General features: G+C 49.2%; 13 protein-coding genes and 1 pseudogene. 8 read left to right on the top strand and 6 right to left on the bottom strand.

The features are described 5' to 3' along the window. Positions 1 to 75: 75 nt before the first annotated feature. The 6 genes from J1836_RS01255 (at position 76) to J1836_RS01230 (ending at position 5,419) form a co-directional block, all read left to right on the top strand. Positions 76 to 495, top strand: a complete 420-nt coding sequence (locus J1836_RS01255) for an OsmC family protein (RefSeq protein WP_207249460.1) — start codon at positions 76 to 78, stop codon at positions 493 to 495. A 17-nt stretch (positions 496 to 512) separates the two neighbouring features. Continuing rightward, a complete protein-coding gene (cysS, locus tag J1836_RS01250; protein ID WP_207249459.1) occupies positions 513 to 1,898 on the top strand; it encodes a cysteine--tRNA ligase in 1,386 nt (461 codons plus the stop codon). A gap of 2 nt (positions 1,899 to 1,900) precedes the next feature. After that, complete coding sequence (locus J1836_RS01245) at positions 1,901 to 3,028, top strand: NAD(P)/FAD-dependent oxidoreductase (RefSeq protein ID WP_207249626.1); 1,128 nt, start codon at positions 1,901 to 1,903, stop codon at positions 3,026 to 3,028. Further along, positions 3,028 to 3,726 carry a Dph6-related ATP pyrophosphatase gene (locus J1836_RS01240; RefSeq protein WP_207249458.1) on the top strand — a complete coding sequence of 233 codons (699 nt, stop codon included), beginning with the start codon at positions 3,028 to 3,030 and terminating at the stop codon, positions 3,724 to 3,726. The genes J1836_RS01245 and J1836_RS01240 overlap by 1 nt, the downstream gene beginning before the upstream one ends. 84 nt (positions 3,727 to 3,810) lie before the next feature. Then, a complete protein-coding gene (locus tag J1836_RS01235; protein ID WP_242632683.1) occupies positions 3,811 to 4,665 on the top strand; it encodes a 2OG-Fe(II) oxygenase in 855 nt (284 codons plus the stop codon). A gap of 256 nt (positions 4,666 to 4,921) precedes the next feature. After that, the gene (locus tag J1836_RS01230; RefSeq protein ID WP_207249457.1) at positions 4,922 to 5,419 is read left to right on the top strand and encodes an HNH endonuclease; all 498 of its coding nucleotides are present in this window, start codon (positions 4,922 to 4,924) and stop codon (positions 5,417 to 5,419) included. 165 nt (positions 5,420 to 5,584) lie between these two features. Here J1836_RS01230 and groL read toward each other — a convergent pair whose 3' ends face one another. From groL to J1836_RS01200, 6 genes and pseudogenes are all read right to left on the bottom strand, one after another. Then, the gene (gene groL, locus J1836_RS01225) at positions 5,585 to 7,225 is read right to left on the bottom strand and encodes a chaperonin GroEL (RefSeq protein WP_207249456.1); all 1,641 of its coding nucleotides are present in this window, start codon (positions 7,223 to 7,225) and stop codon (positions 5,585 to 5,587) included. Positions 7,226 to 7,241: 16 nt separating this feature from the next. Beyond that, complete coding sequence (gene groES / locus J1836_RS01220; protein WP_207249455.1) at positions 7,242 to 7,532, bottom strand: co-chaperone GroES; 291 nt, start codon at positions 7,530 to 7,532, stop codon at positions 7,242 to 7,244. 98 nt (positions 7,533 to 7,630) lie between these two features. Next, a complete protein-coding gene (locus tag J1836_RS01215; protein WP_207249454.1) occupies positions 7,631 to 8,101 on the bottom strand; it encodes an FxsA family protein in 471 nt (156 codons plus the stop codon). 77 nt (positions 8,102 to 8,178) lie between these two features. Further along, a complete protein-coding gene (locus tag J1836_RS01210; RefSeq protein WP_242632682.1) occupies positions 8,179 to 8,691 on the bottom strand; it encodes an EAL domain-containing protein in 513 nt (170 codons plus the stop codon). A 95-nt stretch (positions 8,692 to 8,786) separates the two neighbouring features. After that, positions 8,787 to 9,723: pseudogene (locus J1836_RS21885) on the bottom strand (IS1595 family transposase). A 15-nt stretch (positions 9,724 to 9,738) separates the two neighbouring features. After that, positions 9,739 to 11,232 carry a diguanylate cyclase gene (locus J1836_RS01200; protein WP_207249452.1) on the bottom strand — a complete coding sequence of 498 codons (1,494 nt, stop codon included), beginning with the start codon at positions 11,230 to 11,232 and terminating at the stop codon, positions 9,739 to 9,741. Between the two features lie 280 nt (positions 11,233 to 11,512). On the opposite strand from J1836_RS01200, the gene J1836_RS01195 reads away from it, so the two are divergent. Then, complete coding sequence (locus J1836_RS01195) at positions 11,513 to 11,833, top strand: H-NS histone family protein (RefSeq protein WP_207249451.1); 321 nt, start codon at positions 11,513 to 11,515, stop codon at positions 11,831 to 11,833. Positions 11,834 to 12,128: 295 nt separating this feature from the next. Beyond that, the gene (locus tag J1836_RS01190; RefSeq protein ID WP_242632681.1) at positions 12,129 to 14,342 is read left to right on the top strand and encodes a protein-disulfide reductase DsbD; all 2,214 of its coding nucleotides are present in this window, start codon (positions 12,129 to 12,131) and stop codon (positions 14,340 to 14,342) included. The last annotated feature ends 51 nt before the right edge of the window (positions 14,343 to 14,393 follow it).

Genomic DNA, 14,393 nt, shown 5'->3' with positions numbered 1-14,393 from the left:
TGCCTATGCTGGCAGCACGCCCGCCTTTCCGCTACCATTCCTCATCTGATTGCCAACCCCGCTGAAAGGAAACACATGGACGCACAACCCAAAGACCCCCATACCGTCATTGTCAGTTTGCGCGATAAAGCGGACACTTACACCTGCAATATTAACGCCGGTAAACACCAAATGGTTGCAGATGAACCCGTACCACTAGGCGGTGATGACCTTGGTGCCGCCCCTTATCAATACTTGAAAGCGGCGCTGGGTGCGTGTACAGCCATGACTATTCGCATGTATGCCGAGCGTAAGAAATGGCCTGTCGAAAACGTCATCGTCACCTTGCGGCATAGTCGTGATGCCCATAAACAAAGTGCGTTTGAGCGCGACATCCACATCGAAGGCGACCTCACCGCTGACCAGCGTGAACGCCTATTGGATATTGCGGATCGTTGCCCCGTCCACAAAACCCTGAGCAACGGTGCTACTATCCTAAGCAAACTCATTGATTAACCTGTTGAAGAACCATCATGTTACACATTTACAATAGCCTGACTCGCCAAAAAGAAGTTTTCACACCGCTTGAACCCGGACAAGTGCGCATGTACGTGTGTGGGATGACGGTTTATGACTACTGTCATCTGGGTCACGCACGGGTCATGGTGGTATTCGACACGGTATACCGTTACCTCAAAACCAGCGGTTACGTGGTGGAATACGTCCGCAATATCACCGACATCGATGACAAAATCATCAAACGTGCTGCTGAAAACGGCGAACCGATGGATGCGTTGACCCAACGTTTCATCGACGCAATGCACGAAGATGAAGATTCTCTCAATGTGATGCGCCCTGACGCTGAACCGCGTGCCACGGGTAACGTCCCCGAAATGCTGGCGATGATTCAAACCTTGCTCGACAAGGGCATGGCGTATCAAGGCAAGAATGGCGACGTGTATTACGATGTCTCCAAATTCAACGGTTACGGCAAACTCTCTGGGCGCAAGTTGGACGAGTTACGGGCGGGCGAACGCGTCGCGGTCGATGAAATCAAAGACGATCCGCTCGATTTCGTGCTGTGGAAAGCCGTGAAACCGGGCGAACCCGCATGGGATGCGCCGTGGGGGCAAGGTCGCCCCGGCTGGCATATCGAATGTTCCGCCATGTCGCAGAAACTGTTGGGCGATCATTTCGACATTCACGGCGGCGGCAGCGATTTGCAGTTCCCGCACCACGAAAATGAAATCGCGCAAAGCGAAGGTTGCATCGGGCATAAACACGTCAATTACTGGATGCACAATGGCTTCATCCGCGTCAACGATGAGAAAATGTCGAAGTCGTTGAACAATTTCTTCACCATCCGTGAAGTCTTGAAAGATTACAAAGCGGCGGAAGTGCGTTTCTTCATCCTAAACAGCCATTACCGTAGCCAGTTGAATTACGGCACAGATCAGTTGGATGCGGCACGGGCATCATTGTCACGTTTGTATACCGCGATTCGTGGCTTGCCAGAATCGGGGCCAGCGGCGTATACCTATTACGAAAAGCGTTTTATCGCCGCGATGGACGATGATTTCAACACGCCAGAAGCGATTGCGGTGCTGTTTGAGCTAGCGGGCGATATTAACCGCATCCGCAAAACCCAAAGTGATGCGTCGGCTGCGGCATTGGGTGCGCTGCTACAACGCCTCGGTAACGTCGTGGGCTTGTTGCAAGAGGACCCAGAAAGCTGGTTCAAAGGTGCGGCGGGTGCAGGGGATTTGGACGATGCAGCAATTGAAAGCCTAATTCAGCAAAGATTGGATGCCCGCAAAGCCAAGCAATGGGCAGAATCTGACCGTATCCGCGACGAACTCAAAGCACAAGGCGTGCTGTTGGAAGATGGCGCGGGCGGCACCACATGGAAACGAGCATAAACATGAAAAAAATCACCATTATTGGGGCGGGTTTCGCTGCCCTGAGTTCTGTGCGCGAATTGCGCAAACACGATAAAAACGTCGCAATCACCGTCATTGCGCCACGTGCTGAATTACACTATTTGCCAGGGATTATTTGGATTCCGAGCGGTATCCGTAAACGTGAAGATTTGATTGTGCCGTTAGGCAATTTCTTCAGCCGCATGAATGTCACCTTTCACCAAGGCAATGTCACAGGTTTGCGCGATGGCGGACGCATTGTCGAAACCGATAATGGCGACGTGGCTAACGATGCGCTGATCATTGCTTCTGGCGGGCGTTTCATCAAGAAGTTGCCGGGGATCGAACACGCGATTACGCCGTGCGAAGGCATTGCGGCGGCAGAAAAAATCCGTGACCGTTTGAATGCGCTGCAAGGCGGCACGATTGCGATTGGTTTTGCGGGCAATCCGAATGAGCCAAGCGCGATGCGTGGGGGACCGATGTTCGAGTTCCTGTTTGGCACGGATACCTTGCTGCGCCAACAAGGTCGCCGCGACAAATTCAAGCTGGTATTTTTCAGCCCTGCCGATAAACCGGGCAACCGTTTGGGTGAACAAGCCGTGAAAGGCTTGCTGGATGAAATGCAAAAACGCGGCATTGAAACGCACCTCGGTCACAAAATGAAAGGCTTCGAGGCCGATAAGGTGAAAACCGAAGGCGGCGAATTTGCGGCTGATTTGATTCTGTTTATGCCGGGGATGACGGGCAATCTGTGGTTTGATAACACCACCCTGCCCCGTTCTTCCGGCGGTTTGCTCAAAGCTGACAAGCATTGCAAGGTCGAAGGATTCGACAAGGTATATGTCGCAGGCGATTCCGGCAGTTTTCCTGGCCCTGATTGGATGCCGAAACAAGCGCACATGGCAGATTTGCAAGCGGAAGCTGCGGCGAAAAACGTGTTGGCGGAACTTAATGGCGGTGTTGCGGATGCCACTTTCAAGGTTGAATTGATGTGTATCGTCGATTCCAACGCGAAAGGCATGTTGGTTTATCGTACTGAACAGAAGAATTTGATGTTACCAAATTGCCGCGTATTCCATTGGGCGAAGCGTGGGTTTGAGTGGTTGTATCTTCGGCAATACCGTTGATGCTCAAACGCAGAGGGCTTATCAAAAGAAAAACCGTGCTCAGTTGGAGCAGCGGTAAAGACAGTGCATGGGCGCTGCACCTGCTCCAGCAAGACCCTGCCATTGAACTGGTGGGCTTGTTTACCATCATCGAACAAAAACACAATCGTGCCTCTATGCACGACACCCGCATCGAAATGTTACATCGCCAAGCGGATGCCGCAGGTTTGCCCATTGAACTAGTAGTACTGCCAGACGAATGTAGCAATGAGCAATACGATGCCATTATGCAGGCATACATCGTATCCGTCGCCCGAAATCAAGTGGAATGCATGGCGTTTGGCGATCTTTTTGTGAGTGAAATTCGCCAATACCGCGAACGGCAATTGCAAGGCACTGGCATTAGCCCGTTGTTCCCACTGTGGGGTATGTGTACCCGATACTTGGTTGAAACCATGCTAGCGGCGGGTTTGCACGCACACATTAGCAGCGTTGATCTGAATAAACTTCCAGCACACTTGGCTGGCAAACGCTGGTCTAAAGAGGTGATTGCTGACTTCCCAGATGGCTGCCACCCTTGCGGCGAAAACGGTGAAATTCACACCGTAGTCGTGGCTGGCCCCATGTTCAATAAACCCATTCCGGTAAACGTCGGTGCTGTTATTGAACGTGATGGATTTGCTTATGCCGATATTATTCCGCAAAGTTTAGGAGTTTAGCCGTTGCTATTGCAACCCAACCACCATCAAATCCCTTTTCCTTTTTTTGCTGTAGATGCTACTTTTTCTGAAGAACAGTGCGTGATGCTTGAGCAGCTCTTTGTGCAAGACAGCGAGTGGCAACATCGGGATGGGGCGTTTTACCGCTGCTCACTGCGCGACGTTACTGACGAGATTCCTGCAACGTTTCATGCCGAAATACTCGCTCGAATACGCGAGATTACGGGATTACCACTCGTAGAACGTTTTATGGTCACGGCGCAACGGATGCTGCCCGGACACGTCATTGGCATCCACAGCGACCGACCGTTCTTGGGCTATGAGATTGCGCGTTTGGTCTTGCAACTCAATAAGCATTGGCAAGCTGAACATGGTGGGGTACTGGAATTATTTGCCTCACCAGAAGGCGAAGCGGTATTCAAGGTTAACCCTGAACACAACAAAGCCTTTGGCTTTTTGCTGCACCCGAAGTCTTATCATGGTGTCACCGAAGTGACCCAGCCGCGCCAAACCGTGGTCTTCAATTTCTGGCATGTCGCGAATACGCCCGAACTTGAGGCTCACATTAAAGCCTTGTTCGCCAACCTGCATTTCTCGGAATTACCTGCTGCACTCGACCCTATTGCCTCGGCTGCCGAAGCAAGTTTGCCTGAAGAGGTGACATTTCGAGCAGGCACAGCGGCGATTGCGCTGCATCGCTGGGGCTATGACGCGGCAACGGTTGTGAGTGGATACCAGTACAGTGCAGGACTGGATGGCAGCGAGTCTCACGATGCAGAAACCTATGCAGCCGTGCGGCTGGCGGACTGGGTGGCGTATTTGTATCGGGATTCGTTTGATTTGGCTCGCTGGGGAGTCTTGCGCGGTGAACTGGCAGGAATGGAAAGGTTTACGCGCTTGCTGCCCACATGGCGGCTTTGTTTGCCGGAATGGGAATAGTCACCACAACATTCAATTATGGCTAATTCGTAACTTCGATTCCTGATTAGCCAAATATGCAGTTTCTGTAAGCAAAAGAAACCCCTGATTCACAGAGTAAAACGTGCCATTTCCCACTTTTTAGATCGTGTTAAATGGAAGAATACGCCACAATCCCTTGAAATTATTGACATCCAGCCCAGCATATGTGGCAGGATTCTGTTTTTAATGGCAACATTAAGTCGCTTATTTTACTTTACATCTTTAAGGAGTACCAATGAGTGACCGTCCTCCAATTCCTGCTGAAATACGACGAAGAGTTCTCGTAGAGGCAGGTCATCGATGCGCCATTCCTACTTGCCGTTATATTGACGTTGATGTTCATCACATCGTGCCTTGGGAAACGTGCCAAAAGCACGAATATGAAAACCTGATTGCTCTTTGCCCTAATTGCCATAGACGAGCGCATAAGTTCAACGAAATTGATCGAAAATCCCTATATCATTACAAGGCTAATCTCAGATTCACTCACGACAGATTTTCTCAGCTTGAAGTGGATATACTCTTTGAATGCGCACAAGTGGCAGGCCAACACCTTATGTGGGCACCTTTCAATATGCTTCTGCTAAAGCGACTTATTGAGTCTGGCTATGTTCAGTACACCTCCACTCCTGCCGGTGTAACCATTGGTGGAATGAAGTCAAACCCTGACTACATCTGCATTACAAAAAAGGGACTCGATTATATTGGGTCGCTTGGTGAGGTTGATCTATAAGGTATAAGCAACTATTCAAAAGCACGTAGCCTCTTACCACGTTAATATAAACACAGATTAAACACCCAAAAGAAAACCCCGACCAGCGGGGCTTTCTCTTATCTTTCTCCCTTCACCCCTTGCGGGGGAAGGGCTGGGGATGGGGGGTAATGTATTCCCGCAGGATTACATCATCCCGCCCATACCACCCATGCCGCCCATATCAGGCATTGCACCGCCGCCATCTTTCTTCGGCAGTTCAGCGACCATTGCTTCAGTCGTGATGATCAGGCCAGAAACAGATGCCGCGTTCTGCAATGCAGTACGGGTAACTTTAGTTGGGTCAAGGATACCCATCGCGATCATATCGCCGTACTCGGAAGTACGTGCGTTGTAACCGTAGTTACCTTCGCCCGCTTTTACCGCATTCAGGATAACGGATGGCTCATCGCCAGCGTTAGCGCAGATTTGGCGCAGTGGCTCTTCCATCGCACGCATCGCGATTTGGATACCAACGTCTTGCTCGTGGTTGTCACCTTTCAGGTCTGCAATCGCTTGCAGCGCACGTACCAGTGCCACACCACCGCCAGGAACCACGCCTTCTTCAACCGCAGCACGGGTAGCGTGCAGGGCATCTTCAACGCGGGCTTTCTTCTCTTTCATCTCGATTTCGGTAGCAGCACCGACCTTGATGACCGCAACGCCGCCTGCCAATTTGGCAACGCGTTCTTGCAGTTTTTCACGGTCATAATCAGATGAAGTGGTTTCGATTTGTGAACGCACTTGGTCAACACGCGCTTTAATATCATCAGGAGAACCTGCGCCATCAATGATGGTAGTGTTGTCTTTGGTGATATTGATGCGTTTCGCTTGACCCAGATCGTCCAGCGTGACTTTATCCAACGCCAAACCGACCTCTTCAGAAATCACGGTGCCGCCAGTCAGGATAGCGATGTCTTGCAACATGGCTTTACGACGGTCGCCAAAGCCCGGTGCTTTAACTGCTGCCACTTTAACGATACCACGGATGTTGTTAACAACCAGTGTCGCCAGTGCTTCGCCTTCGATGTCTTCCGCAATGATCATCAGTGGCTTGCCTGCTTTAGCAGCACCTTCGAGGGCTGGCAGCAGTTCACGGATGTTGGAAATTTTCTTGTCGTACAGCAGTACAAACGGGCTTTCCAGTTCAGCCGACATGCTTTGTTGGTTGTTCACAAAGTATGGGGACAGGTAGCCACGGTCGAATTGCATCCCTTCAACCACGTCCAATTCGTTGTCCAGACCTGAGCCTTCTTCAACGGTGATGACGCCTTCTTTGCCCACTTTGTCCATTGCGGTCGCAATGATGTTGCCGATAGCGTCGTCAGAGTTAGCAGAAATGCTACCAACTTGCGCAATGGCATTGGTGTCAGCGCAAGGCTTGGACATCTTGTGCAGTTCAGCAACCGCAGCGATGACCGCTTTGTCGATACCGCGTTTCAAATCCATTGGGTTCATGCCAGCAGTCACAGACTTCATGCCTTCACGCACGATAGCTTGTGCCAGAACGGTTGCAGTGGTAGTACCATCGCCTGCTGCATCAGAAGTTTTGCTTGAAACTTCTTTAACCAACTGTGCGCCCATGTTCTCGAATTTATCTTCCAATTCGATTTCTTTGGCAACGGAAACGCCGTCTTTGGTCACGGTCGGTGCACCGAAAGATTTTTCCAGCACGACGTTACGGCCTTTGGGACCCAGAGTAACTTTTACAGCGTTTGCCAGAACATTGATGCCGCGAACCATGCGAACGCGAGCATCATCACCAAAACGTACTTCTTTAGCACTCATCTTATAATCCTCTTAATTAGTCTTCGATAATCGCCAACAGGTCTTCTTCACGCATGATCAGGACTTCCTGACCGTCCATTTTTACTGTTGTACCGGCGTATTTACCGAACAGAACTTTGTCACCGACTTTTACTTGCAGCGCGATACGCTCATTGTCATCGCCAACTTTGCCAGGACCTACCGCAAGGACTTCGCCGCGATCAGGCTTTTCAGTAGCATTGTCAGGGATGATGATGCCGCTGGCAGTTTTGCGCTCTTCTTCCATACGGCGTACTACAACGCGGTCATGCAATGGACGGATATTCATGGTCAGTATTCTCCTCAAACCAATAGGATTAGGACATTAGGGTTGTTGTTAGCACTCAAGGCTAGTGAGTGCTAATAATAGGGATGGCTTAGGCAAAGTCAAGGGCGGTCGAGTGAATTTTTTGTATCATCAGTGCGGCGAATGACTTCGCCCTCGATGTCAGTACCGGAAGAACGCGACGTTTGCGTGTGCTGATAACCAGCAACAGACACCATACCGTTCTTCAACAGGAACTTCACGAGCAGGTAGCGCGTGGGGGGCAATAATAGGATTAACCCTATTATATCTGTGAAAAATCCGGGGATGATAAACAGCAAACCACCCAGCAGCATCATCGTGCCTTCCAGCAAAGACTGCGCCGGACGTTGCCCAGCCTGCATATCGCGTTGGAATTTTGCCAGTGTGGACAGCCCTTGGTGACGCAATAAATACATACCCAAGAAGCCAGAAAGGATTAACAGCAAGATGGTCGCCAGTGCGCCAATGGCACTGCCGACTTTAATGAGCAGCCACAGCTCAATGAATGGAATCACCAAAAACAGCACAGAGAACACAGGAAAGCGACGCATGACACAAGATTCCATTCAACTAATTGTGTTGACTATATCGGTCTTAGGATTGGCTTTTCAAGGCAACCCCAGAAATATCAGGCTGCTTTCACCTCCAGCGTGCGCTCACTTTCAAGACGATCACGCAACTGCACCAGCGGGATCGGTCGCCCACAATAATACCCTTGCGCAAAATCAACCCCAATCTGCCGTAAACGTACCAACGTTTCGCCGTCTTCGACCAATTCAGCAATCGTTAGCAAGTTCATCACCTGCCCCACTTCATGCACCGCTTTTACCATCGCCGCATCGACGGGGCTAGACACCAAGTTATGCACGAAATTACCGTCGATTTTCAGGTAACTCAACGGTAATTCCCGCAAGTAACTCAGTGAAGAGAAACCACTGCCGAAATCGTCCAGCACCAAATGGCAACCCAAACTATGTAACGCGTTCATCACCCGTTTGGCGTGGACAAAATTACTGATCGCCACGGATTCGGAAATCTCAAAGCAAATCATACCGGGGTCAATACCAAACTGATGAATTTGCTGCTCCACGTAGCCAAATAGTCGCGCATCTTGCACCGACTGCCCCGACAAATTAATCATCAGACGTATTTCCTGACATGGGGTTTTGCCATCATGATTATTACTGCGGCAAAGTGCCAACATTTCCAAGGAGGCTCAATATGTGTTTCAGGGTCTTATCGCAGCAGCAGTGAAAGCAAGGAATGTAGGGCTGCTTGCCCCCGTTTCCTGAGGTTGTGCAAATACTCAAAGAGCGCAAGGTAACACGGCAGCTTTTCTTGTGAGATGCCCCGATGTGGGCGTAACCATGAGCGCAACAGTGACCAAAAACCTTCCATCGTGTTGACGTGAACTTCATGGAAACCGTCACCATCTTCATCACGGGCATATTCGCCTGCACCATGATTGACGGTTTTGTGGGCATAACCCCATGCCTCCAACCGGCTGTAAATGTTGTACTCATCGGTGTACACCAGTGTGCTTGCCGTCACCGTTTCCAAAATCAGCGGCTTGATCGTCACTTGTTTCACATTCGCCAGCATACGGATCATGACTTCCCCCGAACGCTGGATCATGCCGAAGATGGGTGGTTTGTCCTTTTCCAGTGTCCCACGTCCCGGCGCACCTTTCAGGGCGCGGCGGCGGCCTTCACGCCCTGCATCCGCTACAGCTTCGGGATTTCCCTTGTGTCCGGCTTTGACGTAGAGTTCATCAAACTCAACATTCCCAGACAGGCTTACTGGCGTTTTTTTTCTCGACACCACGCCGTAACTGTTCCGTCATCGCCTGAATATCATCCTTGTTCAACCCCAATTCGCGGGCGATTTGTTGGTTGGACAGATTCAACGACATCAGGTACAGGCACAACACCCACACCTTCAGCGGCTGGTGGTGACCTTCAAACACCGTCCCCGTCAGATCATCAAAACGCTTTTGGCAATCCTTACACTGGTAACGTTGGCGTTCCTGCTGGGTGTCATTCTTGCCTCGACGGATTGTTTCCTGTGAACCGCAGTGCGGACAAATCACCCCATTAGGCCAACGCAGGGAACGGACTTGCTCGAAACAGGCGGCATCACTGGTCAGGCTGGAAATACTGATGAGCGAGGTCATGAAGCCTCTCCTTGGTTATCGGAAATGGCTAACTTTACCGCTGTCCGTGACGTTTGCAATGCCAAGAAAGACAAGACCCTGAAACACATATTGAGCCTCCAAGGATTTACGAATAATCCAACGGTCAATACTGGTCATTAAATCCAGTCGGTCGGCTACCGGCAAGAAACTGCCCGGATTCAACAAAGCTTGGCGAAACGGTAAACGCAATAAAATTTCATACTGGCGGAAACGTTGAGTACGCTCAGAATGCAGTGGCACAACCGGCTGTGCAAACAGGATAAAACGGTCTTCACGAATTGCATCTTTGAGCAATTTACCCCAATCATGTACGCGTTGATTGGACATGGCTTCGCGTTTTTCTTCTTCATGAACAAAAACTTGATTGCGCCCTAATGCTTTAGCGGTGTAACACGCTTTATCCGCATCGGAAAACAACTGTTTGATTTGCAAAGTAGACGCAGGCATAAACTCCAACAAGCCAACACTCGCACCAATCGTAAAGACCTTACCTTCCCAACTAAAACGGAAATTACGCAACTCGGTTAAAATGGATTCCATAATGCTGCGTCCCTTTTCCAGACCGCAACCTTCTAAAAATACGGCAAATTCATCGCCACCAATACGTGCCACTTTATCGGAGGTACGCACTGCCCGACGGAATATTTGTGCCACTTGTTTCAGCAGTTCATCCCCTGCCAAATGTCCACAGGTGTCGTTGATAATCTTGAAGTTATCCAAATCCACACTTGCCAATACATGGCTACGCGTCAATGCTGACGTATCATGGGCAAGTTGCTCAACGTATTGTTCAAAGCTAGTGCGATTCATTAAATCAGTTAATGCATCCCGCGAGGCTTGGCGGTAGAGACGATTAATCACTTTTCGGTCAGCCGTCACATCACGAAAAATAAAAACAATGGCTTTACACTGCTCCAAAATGCACGTTGTGTTTAACTCCACAAAACGTTCTTCACCCACACGCGGGTGCAGCTTCACTTGACCAAATTGCAAAGGATGATTGGGATGAGTCAGATTGGTTTCAAACGCTTTTATCTCAATGGAATTACCTTGTAAATCATCTAGCTTCAGCACTTTACTGATATGTTCACCCAGCACTTTGTCGCGTGACCAGAGTGTTAATTTCTCGGCACTGGTGTTCATGTAAGTAATATTACCTTGCTGATTGGCAACAATCACGCCACCGGCTAAGGCATCCAACACCCATTCGGTATTGACTTGATCTTGCATAGCCAGAAGTTCTTCAGTGTTGGGTGTTATGTTAACGTCGGGCAACGATGTTCTTGAGGCTATCAATGCCGTGCGTTTCAACAAATAAACAGCACCCACTTGTGCCGCCAGAATGGCAAGCAATAAGTGCGGCACTGTCTCTGTCAACCCAGACAGAGCGTCTGTCATGAATAGCTTACTGAGTTGACCACTGGACAATACCCAGACACACGCCAACGCAACCGCAATCGATGACAGGATTGGAACGACAAATCGCATCAAATCCCCCTAAATACTAGGTATCTCTATAATAATTATGATTAAATACTGGCTTCGATTATAACGATTTTACCGCGTAACTGCCACTCCGCCCGTCTGATAAAAAACCGTCAGACTGCACAGTCTATCACCTAAATCAAATAGGGATACGCGTGTTTAACCAATACCCGTTAATATATTTTCTCAACTTTATTAAAAGCCATGCTTGACAATATCATTAAAGAAACGGAATATAACATCCTATTACTCTTAACATAATGCAAAAGGAAAGGTGTTATTCATGTCGAATGTTGATATTTCCAATCTTAGCGTCGCTGAACTAGAAAAATTGAAAGGCAGTATTGATAGCGCAATCGCTAACCGCCGTGATACTGAACTATTGACTTTACGTCAAGCGATTGACGATCTGCTTGATGAAGCAGGGTTTACACTTGACGACGTATTACAAGTACGTAGCGTCAAGAAACGTGCTGTAAAAGCTAAATACTGCAACCCTAACAATTCAGAAGAAACTTGGAGTGGGCGTGGCAGAAAACCTATTTGGGTACAAGGCTGGGTCAATGCTGGTCATGACCTGAATGAGTGCTTAATTCCAGAGTAACGTCATACTCTTGGCAAACGGAAGCCTGAATGCCACAAACACTCAGGCTTCTGTTGTAACACCACCACTGTTTGTTGCAGAAATCACACTATTAGCGGCTATTCAAACAAAAATGCCCGCATGACACAAAATGGGGCGAAGATATTTTGCCGATCACGCGCATTTACTCTACTATTACTCGCATCTAGTTAAACCATGTTGAAAGATGAGTAGTTATCTAAACCTGATTAAGACGTACCGCAGATTCCCTAGCATAAGCAACTTACTGTGCTTCATTCTCTTGCTAGTTGTTTCAGTGCAAGCGCACGCAATCAAACCAGAAGAATTATTACAAGCGGATGATGCCTTTAAGTTCAAGGCTGAGGTGGTTGCACCGGATAAAATCAAAGCCACTTGGGAGATTGCGGAAGGTTACTACCTGTACCGTGAGCGCTTCAAATTTGAGACAACGACGCCTGATGTGACACTCGACGTCCCCGTGTTTCCCAAAGGTGACATCAAGAATGACCCTAATATGGGGCAAACTGAGGTCTTCCATCATGACATTGTGGTTGAAATCCCCTTCAAACGCGGACAAAACGCCGCCCAAGCCGTCGAATTAGCACTCAATGTCAAGTATCAAGGCTGTGCCGATGCAGGTATATGCTTCCAACCCCAGAAAAAAATAGCGGCACTACAACTGAGTGCGACAGAACCAGCAGCGACGCCTAAATCCGACAGTGCAGCACTGCCTGACATTATCAAACAAGCCCAAAAACCGAGTGCGGGGAGTACCTTGCCGGTTGATAAAGCCTTCGTATTCGACATGGCAGCCGTCGACAAAGGCACGCTAAACGCACGCTGGATCATCCAACCCGACCATCATTTATATCGCCCTAAAATCAAATTCACGGTCAAAGAACCACTTGGCATTACCTTAGGAACACCCCTATTCCCCGCTGGTGAAACCGTTCAGGACGAATATTTTGGTGAAATCGAGGTTTACGGCAAAGACTTTGATGTCCAAGTCCCCATTCTGCAAGCGACTGGCTTACAAAAATTGGTAGTGGAAACCGAATATCAGGGCTGTGCTGACAAAACGGGCGTGTGTTACCCCCCCGTCACCCAAACCCGCGAATTAACACTCACGGGCTTACCCGACGCCAAACCGCGTGCTAATAGCGATACTGATGCCATTGCGCAAGCGCCGCTCAATAAACAAGATGCGCTCACGCAGCGCCTTGAAGACAGCTCCTTGGTGCAAATCATTGCGATTACCTTTGGTTTGGGCTTATTACTGGCTTTCACGCCATGCATTTTCCCAATGATCCCTATTTTGTCGGGAATCATTGCCGGTTATGGCAATACATCTTCCCGCAAAGCCCTATGGCTCTCAGTGACTTATGTTGTTTCGGGCGCGGTAGCTTATGCCATTATTGGTTTTGTTTTCGGCTATTTTGGGCAAAACTTACAAGCCGTATTACAGCACCCGATTGCCATCGGTTTAATGAGTGCCCTGTTTGTAGCACTCGCGTTTTCGATGTTTGGTTTTTATGATTTACAATTACCAAACAGCCTGCAAAGCCGTTTAAATGAAATCAGCAATAAGCAAGAAAGCGGTAGCTTTGTTGGCGCTGCCATTATGGGCTTTCTCTCCACGCTCATTGTGGGGCCGTGTGCTGGCCCTGCGATTGCCGGTATTTTAACATTCATTACCCAAAGCCATAACGCATGGTTGGGGGCTGCTGCCTTATTCTCACTGGGCATGGGCATTGGTGTTCCCTTAATCCTCATCGGCACATCGGCTGGACATCTCCTACCCCGTGCTGGCGTGTGGATGGATACTGTAAAAGCACTGTTTGGCATTATTATGCTGGGCGTGGCAATTTACATGCTTAGTCGCATTGTTTCTATTGAGATCACGATGGCACTGACGGGCATTCTATTGGTCTCCTCCGGTGTCTACATGGGCGCATTGGAAAAAATTGATGAAGATGCTGGTGGCTGGGGTCGCTTCTGGAAAAGTACGGGGATGCTGCAATTATTTTACGGCGCACTCATTCTGCTTGGTTTATCGGCGGGCAGCACTAACCTGTTACAACCGCTGAAAGGTATCTTTTCTGTCGGTATAGCAAACGCCCAACCCGCTGAAACCATGAGCTTCAAACGTGTAATAGGGCTTGATGGCTTAGAAGCCGCCCTGCAACAAGCCAAAGCGCAGAAACGCCCCGTGATGCTCGACTTCTATGCGGACTGGTGCAGTTATTGCCAGACAATGGAAAAAGTCACCTTTAAAGATCCCGCCGCCGCCAAAGCACTCGGTAATACACTATTTTTGCAAGCGGATGTCACCTCACAAAGTGAGCATGACCTAGCATTGCAAAAACGCTTTGATGTAGTCGCTCCACCGGCAATTGTATTTTTCAACGATGCGGGGGAAGAATTGCGTGCCTTGCGTCTCGTTGGAGACATTACGCCAGAACAATTACGCACACATGCCGCCACCTTCATGCAGCAAGCGGTAAAATAATCAGCATGAGTTAAGTTAGCACTGCATACTATTGCCCCGAAGATTTACCGT

The sequence above is a fragment of the Thiothrix fructosivorans genome, assembly GCF_017349355.1.
GTDB lineage: Bacteria > Pseudomonadota > Gammaproteobacteria > Thiotrichales > Thiotrichaceae > Thiothrix > Thiothrix fructosivorans.
The sequence above is the reverse complement of the archived record's forward strand: the minus strand, read 5'-3'. Positions and strand labels throughout refer to the sequence as shown.